Annotated in this window: 14 protein-coding genes and 1 pseudogene; 7 read left to right on the top strand and 8 right to left on the bottom strand. The window is 45.9% G+C overall.

Annotated elements, in window-relative coordinates:
- The first annotated feature begins 356 nt into the window (after nucleotides 1-356).
- Nucleotides 357-3,581, top strand: a complete 3,225-nt coding sequence (locus ACGCCZ_RS14755; protein ID WP_411656401.1) for a lectin like domain-containing protein — start codon at nucleotides 357-359, stop codon at nucleotides 3,579-3,581.
- Nucleotides 3,582-4,285: 704 nt separating this feature from the next.
- Complete coding sequence (locus ACGCCZ_RS14750; RefSeq protein WP_411656400.1) at nucleotides 4,286-5,014, top strand: alpha/beta fold hydrolase; 729 nt, start codon at nucleotides 4,286-4,288, stop codon at nucleotides 5,012-5,014.
- Between the two features lie 297 nt (nucleotides 5,015-5,311).
- On the opposite strand, the gene ACGCCZ_RS14745 is transcribed toward ACGCCZ_RS14750, so the two are convergent.
- Nucleotides 5,312-6,379, bottom strand: coding sequence for an NAD(P)H-dependent flavin oxidoreductase (locus tag ACGCCZ_RS14745; RefSeq protein ID WP_085531277.1), 1,068 nt, complete (start codon nucleotides 6,377-6,379; stop codon nucleotides 5,312-5,314).
- Between the two features lie 289 nt (nucleotides 6,380-6,668).
- Between ACGCCZ_RS14745 and ACGCCZ_RS14740 the strand changes: the two are divergent.
- Nucleotides 6,669-7,333, top strand: a pseudogene (locus ACGCCZ_RS14740) (helix-turn-helix domain-containing protein).
- Between the two features lie 7 nt (nucleotides 7,334-7,340).
- Here the strand turns inward: ACGCCZ_RS14740 and ACGCCZ_RS14735 are convergent.
- Complete coding sequence (locus ACGCCZ_RS14735; RefSeq protein WP_411656458.1) at nucleotides 7,341-7,733, bottom strand: MerR family transcriptional regulator; 393 nt, start codon at nucleotides 7,731-7,733, stop codon at nucleotides 7,341-7,343.
- Nucleotides 7,734-7,859: 126 nt separating this feature from the next.
- Between ACGCCZ_RS14735 and ACGCCZ_RS14730 the strand changes: the two genes are divergently transcribed.
- A complete protein-coding gene (locus ACGCCZ_RS14730) occupies nucleotides 7,860-8,720 on the top strand; it encodes an aldo/keto reductase (RefSeq protein WP_054324616.1) in 861 nt (286 codons plus the stop codon).
- A 262-nt stretch (nucleotides 8,721-8,982) separates the two neighbouring features.
- Here the strand turns inward: ACGCCZ_RS14730 and thiE are convergent, their stop codons facing one another.
- From thiE to thiW, 3 genes are read right to left on the bottom strand one after another with little or no spacing between them, the layout of a single operon-like run.
- On the bottom strand, nucleotides 8,983-9,627 hold the full coding sequence (gene thiE / locus ACGCCZ_RS14725) for a thiamine phosphate synthase (protein WP_054324617.1): 645 nt from the start codon (nucleotides 9,625-9,627) through the stop codon (nucleotides 8,983-8,985).
- Nucleotides 9,624-10,460, bottom strand: a complete 837-nt coding sequence (thiM, locus tag ACGCCZ_RS14720) for a hydroxyethylthiazole kinase (RefSeq protein WP_054324618.1) — start codon at nucleotides 10,458-10,460, stop codon at nucleotides 9,624-9,626. Before thiM ends, thiE begins: the two co-directional genes overlap by 4 nt.
- Entirely contained in the window at nucleotides 10,457-10,870 is a 414-nt protein-coding gene (gene thiW / locus ACGCCZ_RS14715; protein ID WP_411656399.1) for an energy coupling factor transporter S component ThiW, read from the bottom strand. The genes thiM and thiW overlap by 4 nt, the downstream gene beginning before the upstream one ends.
- Nucleotides 10,871-11,330: 460 nt before the next feature.
- On the opposite strand from thiW, the gene ACGCCZ_RS14710 reads away from it, so the two are divergent.
- From ACGCCZ_RS14710 to ACGCCZ_RS14700, 3 genes are all read left to right on the top strand, one after another.
- Entirely contained in the window at nucleotides 11,331-11,555 is a 225-nt protein-coding gene (locus tag ACGCCZ_RS14710) for a hypothetical protein (protein WP_054324620.1), read from the top strand.
- A 413-nt stretch (nucleotides 11,556-11,968) separates the two neighbouring features.
- Nucleotides 11,969-12,175, top strand: coding sequence for a hypothetical protein (locus tag ACGCCZ_RS14705; protein WP_085531286.1), 207 nt, complete (start codon nucleotides 11,969-11,971; stop codon nucleotides 12,173-12,175).
- On the top strand, nucleotides 12,172-12,519 hold the full coding sequence (locus ACGCCZ_RS14700) for an RNA polymerase sigma factor (protein WP_085531288.1): 348 nt from the start codon (nucleotides 12,172-12,174) through the stop codon (nucleotides 12,517-12,519). The genes ACGCCZ_RS14705 and ACGCCZ_RS14700 overlap by 4 nt, the downstream gene beginning before the upstream one ends.
- 9 nt (nucleotides 12,520-12,528) lie before the next feature.
- Here the strand turns inward: ACGCCZ_RS14700 and ACGCCZ_RS14695 are convergent, their stop codons facing one another.
- The 3 genes from ACGCCZ_RS14695 to yfbR form a co-directional block, all read right to left on the bottom strand.
- Nucleotides 12,529-12,801 carry a Smr/MutS family protein gene (locus ACGCCZ_RS14695; RefSeq protein ID WP_054324622.1) on the bottom strand — a complete coding sequence of 91 codons (273 nt, stop codon included), beginning with the start codon at nucleotides 12,799-12,801 and terminating at the stop codon, nucleotides 12,529-12,531.
- 732 nt (nucleotides 12,802-13,533) lie between these two features.
- Nucleotides 13,534-14,595: an LCP family protein gene (locus ACGCCZ_RS14690; RefSeq protein WP_242967171.1), complete on the bottom strand. Its 1,062-nt coding sequence runs from the start codon at nucleotides 14,593-14,595 to the stop codon at nucleotides 13,534-13,536.
- A 218-nt stretch (nucleotides 14,596-14,813) separates the two neighbouring features.
- The gene (gene yfbR / locus ACGCCZ_RS14685) at nucleotides 14,814-15,440 is read right to left on the bottom strand and encodes a 5'-deoxynucleotidase (protein WP_411656398.1); all 627 of its coding nucleotides are present in this window, start codon (nucleotides 15,438-15,440) and stop codon (nucleotides 14,814-14,816) included.
- Nucleotides 15,441-15,565: the final 125 nt, after the last annotated feature.

Raw genomic sequence — 15,565 nt, 5'->3', positions numbered from 1 at the left:
GAAAAAACCTTCGAGGGCCTGTTGTTTTCATGGGCGATTTATATAGTTTTTTATTGTAAAGTGTTGTGTTTTTACACGAAGTTTAGTGCGCTAAATTAGTGAATTTATGAAATGTTGCAAGAGAAAAAGAAAATCCTTCAAAAATAAGGAAAATTATAGTAAAAACACGCCGTTATCGCAGGAAATTTAGACAACAGATGCAATGAAGATTTGTTGTATATGCAAAACAAAGCCAAAACAGCCTTGACAGGTTTTTCCCGCAGGAGTATGATTCTAATAATAGACAAAATGCGGATCGGAAAGGGCATGTTTTGACACATGTTTTCTAAATTCTTTTGTGAAGTGAGGTTGAGTTTATGAAGTCAGCAAACAAAATCTTGTCCGTATTGTTGGCATGTTCCATGTTGACGGCTTCCTTTGCCGGGACGACAGCAGCGGCAGCCGTGGACAAAAAACCGCAGGAGGGAGCGGTCATGGGAAAAACCATGTCCTCGTATTCCTCCCCCAATATGGATCTGTCGTACATGCTGAACGCTGCTCCAACTGCCAAGAAAATGGCGCGTACTCTGGCAGACAATGAGGAATTGCCCGAGGCCTACAATGCAATTGAGAGCGGAAAACTGACAACGGAAGTACGCCAGCAGGGAGGTTGGGGAACCTGTTGGGCATTTAGCGGCACCGGCGCCATGGCCTCCGATTTATTTGAGGAGATGGGTGAGGACGCGCCTGTGTTCTCGCCGATCCATCTGGCTTACTTTGCTTTCCACGGCCGCGCCAACCCGGATGATCCCGCGGACGGCACCGAAGGCGATACCTATCTGCCGTTTGAGTATAACGAATCGGACGGAGACAAGAAATTTGCAGAGTATACCCGCGGCGGAAACACCTTTATTGCAGCGGCGACTCTGGCAAGAGGCGTAGGTCCAGTATTGGAGGAAGAGCTTCCCTATCCGGCGTCCACCGGTTCGCCGGAAGCCGACAAATATGAGGATCTGGACCCCGATATTCAGTTCGATCAGGAGTACCGTTTGGAGAGCACAAACTACCTGCCGACTCGTGACGCCGACGGCAACCTGGACGGTACAGCGGTGAAAAAGGCCTTGTGGGAAGGCGGCAGCTTGGGAATTTCCTATAATTCCAATGGATACAATTATGTGGAATACAACGGCGTGCCGGTTAAGACCCAGTTCTCTGGTTCGGGATTTGGCGACTGCAACCATGCGGTACAGCTGGTCGGCTGGGACGACAATATCCCCAAGGAGCTGTTTGCTAATGACTTTGGAATGCCGGAACACGACGGCGGCTGGCTGATCCGCAACAGCTGGGGCAGAGACGCCTATGACGGCTTGTTCTACATGTCCTATGACGAGGGCAGTATTACCGAAGTGATGCAGTATAATCTGGACAAGACCCCGATTGATGAAGAATCGTACGACCACCTGTATCAGTACGATGGCACGGGGTGGAGCATGTCTGTGGGCGCAGAGGAAAAGGACGCCCCGGTATCCATGGCCAATGTATTTACTGCCACAGAGGACGAGACGTTGAAGGCGGTTTCCTTCTATACGACGGACGCGAATGCAGAATATTCCATTCAGGTTTACACACAGCTCCCGGATTATCCAAATTCGCCCATCGGCGCAGCGAAGGCGTATAGAGAGCCCATCACGGGCACGGAAGCATATCCGGGCTATCACACGATCTACTTGGATGAAGACCAGTGGGTCAACCTTGCAGAAGGCGAGAAATATTCCGTTGTCGTCACGATGGAGAACCCGCTCGGCAGGGCTTTCCCGGTGGCAACGGAAATGAGCGGAAACTTTGACAATGTTCGCTGTGTCGCCAATATTGGAGCACGCGAAAGCTTTGTCAACGTCAACGGCCAAGACTGGCTCGATCTCGATGAGGTCGGCGAGAATTACACAGCGCATTCCAAGCGCGTGGACCCAAGGTCGCAGAACCAGGGAAATTGGACAGGGAACATCAAACCCGGAACCAGTGGTGTGAACATCGAAGTAGCAGGCGATTTTGACGGCGATATGTGGGGCGCATTGGGCAATGTTTGCCTGAAAGCGTTCACCACGTCGGGAAATGAAGATAGCGCAATTACACCGGAAGCCGGCAATACGCTGATGGTTACCTATACCCCTTCGGTGACCATGGAAGTAGATGGCTATGCGGATGCAATCCTGGATGCGGCAGGCGCCTATCTGGGGACCGTAGCACCTGGCGATGAGGTTACTCTTTCCTTCGCCCCAGCTGCTTCTGGTAGGGAGATTGCGGGCGTTTCCGTCAATGAAGAACCCCAGGACGACTATGAGAAGAACTTGTACACCTATACGACCACAATGGGTGATGAAGATCAGAAACTTCACTTTGACTTTACCATCGTCAATAAGCTGACCCTGAACACTACCTTGCAAATTGCCAAAGAATTGCAGGGAAGCGATGAGTACAATGCGGCATTGAGCGATGTAAGAGAAGCGTTGGATAAAGCGATCGTCGAAGCAGAAGCAATCGCAGAGAGCGCTACGGCCGATCAAGTTGCCATTGACGGTGCGTGGAACAAGCTGTTGAATGCGATTCAGTGCCTGCAATTCAAGAATGGCGACATGACGCTGCTCAAGGCATTGCTGGATGCTTGTGAGAGCCTTGACCCCGCCCTATATACGGCAGCTTCTTGGGAAGCTTTGACCGTTGTTCGCGACGAGGCGCAGGCGATGTATGACGCACAGGACTCCTTGCAGGAAGACATCGATGAGATGGCGGATCAACTGATCGAAGCGATGAACAGTTTGGAACTGGGCGCAGATCTGGATGGCCTCAAAAATCTAATCGCTGTTGCAAAGACTTATGAGGAAGATGAGTATATCAAGGATGCAGCGTGGGATGAATTTGTTGAAATCCTTGCAGAAGCGGAGGAACTGGTGGAGCAGCCCGATCCGGCCCAGGCAGAGGTAGAAACCATGACCAGCCGTCTTGCAGTTGCGATGGCGAAACTCCGCTTGATTCCGGATACAACCAAACTGGAAGAGTTGATCGAAAAGACCAAGGATTATACAGATGCAAAGGTTGTAACCTTGCGGGAGGAAGCGATTGCGTTGCTCGCGGACGGCATGGCAACGCAGGACGAGGTGGATGCGCTTGTGGATGCGCTTGAGACAGCGGTGAAAAATGCAAGCAAGCCTTCCAGCGGAGGTTCTTCCGGCGGACATAAGGGCGGTGGCTCTTCGAACGGCGGCGGTTCTTATGCAGGAGAAGGAACGGTGGCGGCAGTTGTTACACCGGCCACGCCGGTAGTGCCTGCGGCGAAGTCCGTGATCTCCGATACCACCATGCCGTTTGTCCTGAAGAGAGGCAATGCTTATTGCTTCAAGATGACGGTGGTAAATGGCAGCGCCGTGATGCCGAGCTTCACGGTTGGCAATGGCAACACGCTCAAGACACAGTATGTGGCAAAGATCGGAAATGACTACTATTTCCGCGTTTGGGCTATTGGTACTCCGGGTTCCTCCACGGGCGTTTACACGCAGATGCCAGGGGAAGCGCCGGTTCTGCAGTGTGTCGTTTCGGTGGGATAACCCTATCGCAGATCTTGTGGGAATGATTCTGCGGTAAGATAGTTGACCGGGCAGGCCGTCCAAAGAGCACTGCCCCAAAGATTTATAGACAGCACAAAAAGAGGATGTCCCCGGACTACGAATGGTTCGATTCATAGGAGAGGGCATCCTCTTTCCATTTAAAAAAGTATCTGAGTTTCTAAAAAACGAGGGTATCCTTACAGTCAGCTCGTGACTTTTGGGATACCCTCGTTTGTACATGGTTTTTACAGAACTGCGCAGTGCGTTTGGGCCTGTTTTGATAAAAAACAAGTAAAAAACTACGGATCTCCACATAAACACTATATCTATCAATAAAACAAATAAAAGAAAAAGAAGCCATTTACAACGAAATTACAACAAATGAAAGAGCTTGATGTAACGACTTATGCAAAGAAATACAGAGTCATGGAAGAACGACACTTGAAAAAGAGTGTCTTTTTCTATGCCGTGAAATAGCAGACCATTTCATTTCTGCTTGATTATCTTAAAACTTATTAGCTATGGTTTGTCAAGGGCTTGTTGCATAAGCAATGCTGAACAGCACCCTTTACAAAACATAGGATAATAAGTAGCGTTTCAAAAGCAGAAAGGAAATGACAATGCTTATAACAGCATGATATAATGCAAGTAAAGACAGATCGGGACTTATCTTATTGACTAAACCCCAAAAGAGAGGTGATATAATGGCATATTTTAAGTATCAGGGGAAATCTGTTTATTATGAAGAATACGGGCAAGGCGAACCGCTTATTTTTTTACATGGCAATACGGCTTCCTCTAAAATGTCTGAACTTCTCATGCCGCTGTATGCAGAAAAATTTAGATGTATTCTAATTGACTTTTTAGGTAACGGGCAGTCAGATCGAGTAGAAAACTTTTCGCCGGATATGTGGTATGACGAAGCCTTGCAGACGATTGCTCTTGCCGAGCATTTACAATGCGGAAAAGTAAGTCTTATTGGAACAAGCGGCGGTGCATGGGCGGCAGTCAATGCGGCATTGGAACGCCCCGACCTGTTTCATGCAGTCGTAGCAGACAGCTTTGACGGACGTACTCTTAATGAAAATTTTTCCGCTAACCTTTTATCTGAAAGGAAATTGGCGAAAGAAGATACACAGTCAAGACAATTTTACGAATGGTGTCAAGGCGCAGACTGGGAAAAGATAGTTGACCTTGATACAGAAGCATTATTGAAGTGTGCGGAGGAAAAGCGCCCACTATTCCATAAGCCATTGGAGGAATTAAAAACGCCAATCCTATTTATGGGAAGTAAAGAAGATGAAAGTTGCCGATACAACATTGAAGAAGAATACAGAGAAATGGCGTCTATACTTCCTCAATCTTCCGTGTATCTTTTCCCAAACGGGGGGCACCCCTCTCTTTTTCCAATGCTGAAAAGACCGCAGATATAATTTATAATTTCATATTTCAACAAGAACAGTAAATCCCAGTTTATAGAACTGGGGAAATTGGAAGTTATCAAAAAGAGGTGATATTGTGAAATTAGGACTTGAAAAAGCTTCATGCAAGGCTTAATGGAATGGACTTGTATGGAGGTATGCTATCCAGTGAGCTTTGCACATTGATTAAAGAATTTTTTAATGCAAAAGAGAGTCCCTTTGGATTGCAGAAAGGACTCTCTTTTTTAAAGCAGGAACATAATGAAGGGGAGAAATAGATATATTTTAGTGTACCGGATTTATCAATTTTTATCTGTCTTTATCTGCGTTTAATTCTTGCATGAGTGCTTGAACGGTCATGATTTTATCGACGCGCCAAGCATTGGCTCCACAGAATAAAAGTGCATGGTCAACATCGCCATGTGCGGCCCGGACCAGCGCATCCGTAATACAATAGGGGATGGTACTGGGGTCACAGTGCTCCAAGCATTGGTAACAGTGTGTTACAGGCTGACGGTCTGTTTCTCTCTCCCGAATAAAGGCATTCCGAATTGCCCGTCCCGGCATTCCAACAGGACTTTTTACAATGACAATATCCTCTTTTTTTGCCTCGACATACATTTGCTTGAAAGATATGTCTGCATCGCATTCCTCGGTCGCAACAAAACGCGTCGCCATTTGTACGCCATCCGCCCCTAAAGAAAGAGCATGATCGATGTCGGAGCGGTCATAGACGCCTCCGCCGACGATAACAGGAATTTGTTTCCCAAACGGCTCCTCGAAACTTTTTACATAGGCGATTATACGCTTGATTTCCTCATCATAATCCGAAAAATCATCGCCTTGAACTTCTTCTGGAGAGAAGCCCAGATGACCGCCCGCCATCGGCCCCTCGATTACGACAAAATCGGACACGGTATGATAACGCCGGGTCCATAGTTTGAACAGAACTTGGATAGCCTTTAAAGAGGACACAATCGGTGCAAATTTGATTTTGCTGCCTTGAACAAGTTCCGGAAGCAAAGTTGGCAGACCTGCACCGGAAATAATCAAATCTGCCCCATTTTCTATGCAACACCGAACATATTCCTTGTAATGACGCAGCGCACACATAATGTTGACGCCGATTACTCCGTTGTTGGAAATTTCTTTGGCTTTGCGGATTTCACGGCCAAGTGCGCGCATGTTGGCTTCCTGCGTATTTTCCCGAAAATCGGGCTCATTGAAACCGGGCTGTGCAGCGGAAATGACGCCGACTCCGCCTTCCTTTGCGACCGCCCCGGCCAGACCGGAAAGGCTGATGCCGATTCCCATGCCACCTTGAATGATCGGGATACGTGCGACTAGATTGCCGATTTGCAGTGGTTTTAATTTCATGAAGTCCTCCGTGGGGATGCCGCGTATTCAATGGGGCCCGATCTTGGAATCGGGTGAACAAGTTTTCATTAATTTTATAACAATACGCAGGCAAACCGATCCTTATTATGATTTGCTGATAGGACAGGGCTTATTATACAGCAAGGAACCGTTTTCGTAAACCTCTTTTTCAAAAGAAAAAGGTGACCCAAAATTACGGATGGTTCGATTTATAGGAAAGGGGTATCCTCTTTCTGTCTGGAAATATATTTGGGTTTATTATAAGAAACTGCGTTCTTTAGGGGGAAACATGCAGAACGTAAGAAAATGTAGAAAAATGAAGCGACAGGAACTTGCGGATGCCATCGGTATCAATATGCAGAGCTTATCTAAGATTGAAAAGGGCGAAACGGTCCGGCCTTTGACATGCTGGAAAAAATAATGGACGTGTTAGAGGGGACGCCCAATAAATTATTATCGGGAGAATGGAAGTATATCGGCCATACCGATCCATATATCATGAACGTTATTAAACAGGATTTTAATAGTACTTTAGATTATATGCCTGAAGATGAATATTTCAATTTTGAACAAGAATACAGGTTTTACATAGAAACGAAACGGATTGAGTATATCAGGAATTACCTTTCCAACGAGGCCGTGGGGCTGGAAGAACTCATAGAAATCAAGCGGTTACTATAGCGCCAGAAGTTGGAACGAATTATGAGAGTGCATAAAGACATACGTAGCTTAGACCGCTACCGACAACAGCCTAAAAAGCACAATCCTTATGACGGAAGGGTATTGCGTGAGCTTGCGGATATAGACAGAAAAAACAATCTCCTAAGCACTTCGCCAGAACAAGACTTTGATGAAATGGACTTCGACAAATATTTGAAAGACAAGCGGAACAGAGGGCTTTTTCTTTCCTGCCTATGTCGGATCAGAAGAAATAGGAAAGTTTTGTTGCTGTAAATATGGTTCAATCGTTTGAAATTTTAATGAGATTACTTGTGTATGGAATTTTTCCTGATAGGACATCGTCGTAAAATGTTTGTTTTGTGTCGATATATTCAAGACAATCTTTTAATTCCTGTAATTTTTTCAACAACAATTTCTTTCTGTGTTGAAGTATTGTTTTTCTTTTTGGAATAGATTTTTCTCCCTGTAAGCATAATTCTACATACTCTTTCATTTCCGCTATACTCATTCCGCATTTTTTTAAGCAGGAAAGGCTTTTAATCCACGCAATATCTTTATCATCAAAAACCCGATAATTGTTACGGTTCCTTTTGACATTTGGTACAAGTCCTACATTGCAATAAAATTTCAAGGTTTCGTAGGGCATATTTGTTTCTTTACAAACCTCTTTCATGGAATACACATTCTCATCTCCTCAAATTTTTTTAATTTTTCAAAAAACGCTTGACCGGTAGTAACTACCGGATTTTATAATTGAATTGTATTCTGAAGAAGATAAAAAAGCAAGGAGGTAAGAATTATGGAATATGTAACATTAAATAATGGAGTACAGATGCCAAAACTTGGTTTTGGAGTATTCCAGATTGCAAAGGAAGATTGTGAAAGATGTGTTTTAGATGCCATAAAAGTAGGGTATCGACATATTGATACTGCACAGTCTTACTTCAACGAGGAAGAAGTTGGTAATGCAATAAGCAAATGCGAACTGCCGCGAAAAGAATTGTTCATCACAACCAAAGTATGGATTGACAATTATGGGTATGAACAAGCCAAGAAATCAATCCTAAAATCTATGGAGAAATTGAAAGTTGAGTATCTTGATTTAGTCCTTTTACATCAACCGTTCAGTGATTATTACGGTGCTTACAGAGCTTTACAGGAGCTATATAAAGAGAAAAAAATCAAAGCTATCGGCGTTAGCAATTTTGCACCGGACAGACTGGCTGATATGGTTGCTTTCAACGAGATACCGCCACACGTCAATCAAGTAGAAGTCAACCCACTGCATCAGCAGATACCAGCACAAGAAAATATGGTAAAACGCCATGTACAAATGGAAGCATGGGCGCCGTTTGGGGAAGGCAAAAGCAATATGTTTCACAATCCTGTATTGCTGAGTATTGCTGGAAAATATCAGAAATCAACGGCACAGGTTATTTTACGCTGGCTCATGCAAAGAAATATTGTCGCCTTGGCGAAATCAACACACATCGAACGAATGAAAGAAAACATCGAAATTTTTGACTTTCTTCTTTCTGATGAAGAGATGAAGAAAATCTCTGAATTAGATACAAAAGAGAGCTTATTTTTCAATCATCAAACGCCAGAAACTGTTGACAGATTTGTTGCTATGGTTGAAGAAAGAAAAGGAAAAATCTAAAATTAAATTATACTTATTAAACAAGGGAGATGCACGTGTTTGTGCAATCTCCCTTATCCTTTTCTGTCGTATCAAGGCTTATTCAATATGTAGTAAATTCGTGGTATAATAATTATTTTTAGAATTATGAATGGTCTTTAAATGTTGTGTTTATACGGATAACCGGGTTTTCTATATCGGATTTCTAAAAAACGAGGGGGTCCTTCCGTCCTTTCATGCCTTTTGGGGAACCCTCAATGGGAAACAACCAAACTGAACATATTCAATTATGGCCCTTTTGCACCAGTGCCTGGGCCATGACAGCCAGCTCGCGGGCGGATTTTCCGGGGTGAGGGCTTGCCATAATGGCCGATACAACAGCAATCCCGCGGATAGGAGCACCTTCTAATATAGAGAGATTGTCCTGTTTGAGCCCCCCAATCGCGACAACTGGAATCTGCACAGCCCGGCAGACCCCGCACAAAGTATCTACACTGGTGCGGATCGCAGCGGTTTTGGTCTGGGTGGGAAAGATGGCGCCCGTCCCTAGATAATCGGCTCCTTGGCGCTGTGCTTCCAAAGCCTGTTCAACCGTTTTTGCTGTTGCACCAACGATTTTATTTGGTCCCAAGAGATTTCTAGCCACAAAGACAGGAAGATCGCTTTGCCCCACATGCACACCGTCTGCGTCTACAGCGAGGGCGACATCGATGCGATCGTCGATGATGAGTGGAACTTTGTAGTGCTCAGCTAGTTTTTTCACAGCAAGAGCTTCTTCGTAAAAATCCCGGCCGCTTTGTTCTTTTTCACGAAGCTGCAACATGGTCACACCATTTTGTAGGGCTTCTTCAATCACCGAGAGGAATCGCTCCCTTGTAAAATGGTCGCTATTGGTCACAAGATATAACAAACAATTCGATCGATTCATAAGGAAGCTCCTTCCATATATAGATTCCGTACCCATATTTCGGGTGTCAGGGTCGAGAGGGCATCCAACAGGGCTTGATGAAACGTTCCGTTTCCTTTGCCAAGCGCCTTCGTCTCGATTGCTGCCTGTTCTCCACAGATTCCCATGAGGCTTGTAGCTAAGATGGCTGCTTCCAGTGGAGGCCCAACTGCACAGCAAGCGCCGGTTATCGCGCTCGACATACAGCCCGTACCTGTGATTTGGCCCAACATGGGAGAGCCATTGAAAAGAAACCAACAGGATTGTCCATCGGAAACAATATCCACTTCCCCAGAAGCGGATACAACGCAATGAAACCGTTTTGCTGTTTCCAGGGCCCAATGGGCTTGCTGTTGCGCCGTCTTCCGGGTGATCCGATCATTAGCCGCGGCGTCCACTCCATCGGTTGTGGAATCCCCCTTGCACAGCGCTCGAAGCTCTGAACAGTTGGCGCGGATGACAGAAAAGGGCGCAATCCTTGTCAGTTCTTGCACGAAAGATCGCCGAAGCCTGCTGCATCCTACCCCTGCAGGGTCCAACACAAGGGGAATACCGGCCTTTCCGGCGACATATGCAGAACAACGCATCGCCTCCATACGGGAATCACTGATATTCCCCAAATTAAATACCAAAGCTCCTGCGTGAGAAGAAATATCCGCAACCTCTTCTGGGTGTTCTGCCATAATTGGCCGGGCGCCAAGCGCTAAAATAGCGTTGGCACAGTCGTTGATTGAGATATGGTTGGTTATACAATGGATTAACGGCGCTGTTGCAGCGATACGCTCCAACAGTGCTGCGATTTCAACGGTTTTCATTCGTTTGCCATCCTTTGTAACCGGGTCAACAGCCCGTTTTTTGCAAGTGCCTTTAGAAAAAAATAGGCGGTGAAGCCCCCGATCACTGTGCCAGCGACAAATGATGGCACATAAGTAAACAGCACCACACCTTCCATATGGTAAAAGAATGCCATCACTGGATAGGAGGCCATGGCGCCGATGATCCCGGTACCAATGATTTCCCCGATCACAGCAGCGATTTGTTTGCCCGTTGCCCGGTAAAGAAGGCCGGAAAGGACGGCGCCAAAGACCGAACCCGTGACAGCAAGCAAATTGACGCCCATCAACCACATCCGCAAAATGGATATAAGAATGGCACAGGCGAGGGCATACCATGGTCCCAGGAGGACGGCGACGAGAACATTGATAAAATGTTGCATAGGCGCCATGCCGGGAACGCGCAGAATGGGGACAAAATTACCCCCAGTGCAACCATCATGGCGAGAATGGCCATCTTTTTTACATTTGTTTGGGTTCTCATGGCATTCCATCCTTATTCATTACACAAAAATGGGGACACGCTGGTGCATGTCCCTTTTGAAAATGATTTCAAACACAATTATGCTAGCATATTGGAGCGAAACTTGTCAAGAAAAGAGCACGCGATCGTTCAATAAAATCAGAGGTCCTCCATTCACGGTGTTTCCTGGCCTGTCATTCTGGCAGTTGCGTTCATACGTTGCAATGGTTTGGCATACATGGTATCATGATCGTTAGCTGAATTTGCCTATTAGGCAAGTAAGACAGATTAAAAAGACGATTATTACATGTACTGGCCTATATTTGAGGCAACGCGACGAACCAATATTATTATTTATAACAACAGACGAACATTTTGGAGTGTAAAGGATGAAAAAATTCTATCATATACTACAAATCGGATTATGGGGCACGGTTGGAGGTTTTATAGGCAGCAGCGTTTTTCAGTATTATGACTACAGGACACATCCTGCTTTGTACGAGATGCAGTCCGCCCCGTGGTATTTTCGTGTGGTGGTGCAGGGAATAGGTCTTGTCATTCTTGTAATTATTTTTCTTATAGCCATGCGGATGGTGAAAAAGAAAATTCCCTAAATTTTTCTATAAAAATACCGACTGTGTTCTACGAGGAACAAAGCGTTGTACGTTTGTCATATGATCGGGACACGTGAAAGAGAGGACGTCAACCTTGTTTAAGCCGAAGAAAAATAAAAAAGCCATTGAAGATTGCTCTTCAATGGCTGGAATATACGGACCTTACTGTCATCCGACAGTATGCATTGGGTATGCATGGCGCTAATTCAAATATATCACGCGAACTTACGATTGTCCTGTCCTGTATAACTATTTACAGTATATACGATGTTTTTTGGTTTGTCAAGAGTTTTAAAAAATATTTTATAAAAACATTTGTTCTAAAAAGGTTGACTTTTTTCACATGTGATGGTAGCATAAAATCGAAAAGAATCTTATTAAGATTCTAATATCCTTAAAGGAGAAATGTGAAAATGGATTACCTTGCATGGGGGGAGGAATACTTATTGGAGGCGGATCGCCTTCGCGCACGGGTGCGCCTACTGCGATGTCAAGCCGCCTCCTTTGCAGAGGGGAGTGAGGCGGACAAGCTGGAAGAACGCGCACAGCTGTTGTATAGCATGTATCTGGACTGTCTACATGTTGGGAACCATCTGATGAGATGCGGGAGGTTGCGATGAGAAGAAAATCGGATTTAAGCTTGGACCTTTTTGGAGATCGACTGTCCATACCCGTGCATGGGAAAGAACCGGTTGATTTGGAATATCGAAGAATGCTGCGAAGTTTACAAGCCGCTATGGAAGGGGAATTGACTGCACGTCAAAAGGAATGCATCCGTTTGCGATATTTTGAACAGATGCGCGTGAATGAAATTGCAGAAACATTGGGGCTTACGCCGGGGACAGTTTCCGTACATATCAAAAAGGGGAGGGAACGTTTGGGACGGGTATTGCGTTATTCCTTTAGCCGCCTTTCCCGGGGTCCGGCAGAACCCACAAAGGATGAAAGCATGCCTTTGCTGTAAGAAAAAACGCTATTTCTTGTGGCGTTGTAAGGAAGTATGGAGCATCAGTCTTGTTTCTCCGGGGTTTAGACAAAGAATCTTTGCCCGGATACGCGGATGCTTTAAACGTTTGCGCACCATATTGCTCAGCGTTTGCCCGCTGTGATACCCGTGAATCACTACGACTTCCGTTACATCGGGAGGGAGTCGGTTTAAAAGCTGTTCCAATTGCTGCTTGGCGTCCATGGTCGTTAGACCGTGAATGTTGACCTCTACAGAGGTTCCAGTGCGTATTTGAAACATAAAATGACATCCTTATGTAAAATATTCTTAAAAAATATTGTTTTATAAGTTTTTGTGAAAAGATATATAAAATTAAATTAGAAAAATACTCGTAAAAAAACCGGTTCAGGCCGCTATGGGGTGGAAAACCATGTGTTTGTTTTGGAGATAGAAGGAATTCTATTGTATGCTTTAGCAAGCGGAGCAGATGGTGGGGAATGCTTCGAAAGTAAGGCCCAAAACAGATCCACTGGCGGTCGTGGCGATTTCCAACGGGATGGGGGAGGCCCCTCTGTAACGTGATCTGTATACCAAAGAATAAGGATATCTGCAAGCGTCTCGCACTTCCCCAAAGTCTTTAAAACAGTGAAGGAATGGTTTCATACCAGGATAGGGCTTCTAGTAGAATGGCTAAACCCCGAAACAGCCGAGTTCTCCCTGAAAGATGGCAGCGCCGGGCAACTTTTGCGGAATTGGTATGCGCCTATGAATATGGCCGGTTGGATTGTTTTTGCATGGGACTCCCTCATTGTACGGACTTTTTGTGGACGAACCATGGGCGAAAAGACAAAGGCCCCGAACGAGAGCAGGAAGGGAAAGCGCATTTGGTTGGAGGAGGGTGACCCAAAACTATGGATTTTTCGATCCATAGGAAAGGGGCATCCTCTTTCTGTCTGGAAAAATATCTGAGTTAAAAAAATCGAGGGTATCCTTCCGTCATTTCATGACTTTTGGGACACCCTCTTTGCAATTTTAATCCGTGGTCATCTCAGGCCGGTCGTCCTCAAAGATAAAATCGATGAGACTTTCCGAACACATCTCACGATAGGGAACCAACACAGATCCTACATCGACACGGGTTGCATAGTATTCGTCGTCTTCCGGAACACGATGCTCTTCCATAGGATAATTCATATAGGTCAGGGCATTTGCTGCAAGATAAAACACTTCGTCCTTTGTCATGTTGGTTTGAACCAAACCAAGACAGTCGTACAGCGCTTTATTGATCGTACCAATATTGGATGTCTTAAACTTATTCACTAGGCTGGTCAACACATTGCGTTGGCGCTGTGTACGCTCAAAGTCATCGCCGATCGCACGGATACGGGAGTAATAGTGCGCCTGCTTGCCAGAAAGATTAAAGGTGCCTTCTGTCAGGTTGCGGCTGGGGTCGCCGGAATTCTGGTTGATTAGCCGTGCCTCGGCTGCGGTCAATGTGATCTCCACCCCGCCCAGATTATCGATGATTTGGTCAAACGCGGAATTGTCGATCAGGACAAAGCGGTCGATGTCCACACCAAAGTTGGCCTCGATGGTCGAAACAGCCAATTGTCCGCCTGCACCGGCGCCGCCCTGTTGGTACCCCAATGGATAAGCCGCATTCAGCTTGTTGCTTCCATGATAGGGAATGGCAACATAGAGATCGCGCATGAAGCTGGTCAACTTCAACTTTTTATGCCGGGTATCGACCGAAACCATCATCATACTGTCACTGCGGCCAATGTCATTGTCTTGGTAGTCGTCTACGCCGAGCAAAAGGATATTGGTGATGGCGTCATCGTGGTACAAACCACCCAACAGGTTGGGATCTCCGGTGATCTCATCCGTGGAAGAAGTCCCCTCCCCGCCACTGGGCAGAGAAATCGATCCGCTCGGCGGGGCAAGAGAACTCAAACCGTTATAATGGATCTGGCTCAAAAGCATATCCGCATACACCAAGCCGCTGCCAAAGATCACAAAAACCAAGCTCAGAAACAAAACAACTATATTGCGGATCAGACGAATCCGCTTCTTTTTCTTATTATCTTGATTCACAATATCAGTCCTTAAACGCAGCAGCCTGCTGGCCGTGCAACAATTTTTTTGGAAAAGTGCGCATTAACTCGTATATTATACTGGTTTCGTCACGAAATATAATTCTATAATATAATTTTAGTGCTTGTTAAAAACCGGTCTTGCTGGAAAATCTGTCATTCTCTTCGTGATAAACCGCAGAGAGTATTCCACAGAAGAACGCCCATGCAGAGCTAGCTTTATAAGAGGGAATCGCGCCGGCCCTTGTGAGATGATTCGTCGGGGCGGGTTTCGTCCAAGGTGAGCAGATAAGCGGGAAGAAATTCTTCCAAAAAACAGTCGGCCTCTGGAATCTGCATATCACGAATGGATTCCCAAAGGCTGTCTTCTGCTTTAAGAAATTCAGCGTTACCCATACGGCGTTCCTCCAGGCACTTGATGAGGGCGGAGAGCTTGTCCGCTGCTTTGACCAATCGATGGAGTTCCGCATCTGTCTCACTGTCTCCACGCAACAAGGGCGCATAAATATCCTGCAAGTCGCTGGGAAGAAGGGAAAGCAACGTTTGCTCTGCGGCAGATTCCACGGCGCGATAAGCGCCACGAATGTCGGCGCTATAGTATTTCACCGGCGTGGGCAAATCGCCGGTTAATGTTTCGGGGGCATCGTGAAAAAGGGCTAACACAGCAGCGCGCTCGGGGTTGACATGCCCTCCAAATCGGACATTGCGCAGTGTAGCCAGTGCGTGTGCCAATACAGCGGTCTCAAAGCTGTGTTCGCTCAGATTCTCTTGTCGGGTATTTCGCATCAACCCCCAACGATCGATATATTTCATGCGGGAAAGCATGGCAAAAAATTCGGATGGCATCCATCCTACACCTCCAATACCGTTGAAGTTTGCAAGATCTTTCAAAACGCTAAAAAAACCTGTCAGAAGCTGGGAAAAGCGAAAAAAAACCAGCGGTTTGGCTGTTTTTCCATATAGAGAAGCCC

It is taken from the genome of Anaeromassilibacillus sp. SJQ-1 (genome assembly GCF_046693725.1).
Taxonomy (GTDB): domain Bacteria; phylum Bacillota; class Clostridia; order Oscillospirales; family Acutalibacteraceae; genus Anaeromassilibacillus.
Note: the sequence above shows the minus strand (reverse complement) of the source record. Positions and strands in the feature narration are given on the sequence as shown.

Coding starts and splice junctions, on each gene's coding strand:
- ACGCCZ_RS14730 (WP_054324616.1), top strand. CDS start 7,860: ATGGAATATGTAACATTAAATAATGGAGTACAGATGCCAAAACTTGGT.
- ACGCCZ_RS14755 (WP_411656401.1), top strand. CDS start 357: ATGAAGTCAGCAAACAAAATCTTGTCCGTATTGTTGGCATGTTCCATG.
- ACGCCZ_RS14705 (WP_085531286.1), top strand. CDS start 11,969: ATGGATTACCTTGCATGGGGGGAGGAATACTTATTGGAGGCGGATCGC.
- ACGCCZ_RS14750 (WP_411656400.1), top strand. CDS start 4,286: ATGGCATATTTTAAGTATCAGGGGAAATCTGTTTATTATGAAGAATAC.
- thiE (WP_054324617.1), bottom strand. CDS start 9,627: ATGAATCGATCGAATTGTTTGTTATATCTTGTGACCAATAGCGACCAT.
- ACGCCZ_RS14700 (WP_085531288.1), top strand. CDS start 12,172: ATGAGAAGAAAATCGGATTTAAGCTTGGACCTTTTTGGAGATCGACTG.
- ACGCCZ_RS14710 (WP_054324620.1), top strand. CDS start 11,331: ATGAAAAAATTCTATCATATACTACAAATCGGATTATGGGGCACGGTT.
- ACGCCZ_RS14745 (WP_085531277.1), bottom strand. CDS start 6,379: ATGAAATTAAAACCACTGCAAATCGGCAATCTAGTCGCACGTATCCCG.
- thiM (WP_054324618.1), bottom strand. CDS start 10,460: ATGAAAACCGTTGAAATCGCAGCACTGTTGGAGCGTATCGCTGCAACA.
- ACGCCZ_RS14735 (WP_411656458.1), bottom strand. CDS start 7,733: ATGAAAGAGGTTTGTAAAGAAACAAATATGCCCTACGAAACCTTGAAA.
- thiW (WP_411656399.1), bottom strand. CDS start 10,870: ATGGCGCCTATGCAACATTTTATCAATGTTCTCGTCGCCGTCCTCCTG.
- ACGCCZ_RS14695 (WP_054324622.1), bottom strand. CDS start 12,801: ATGTTTCAAATACGCACTGGAACCTCTGTAGAGGTCAACATTCACGGT.
- yfbR (WP_411656398.1), bottom strand. CDS start 15,440: ATGCCATCCGAATTTTTTGCCATGCTTTCCCGCATGAAATATATCGAT.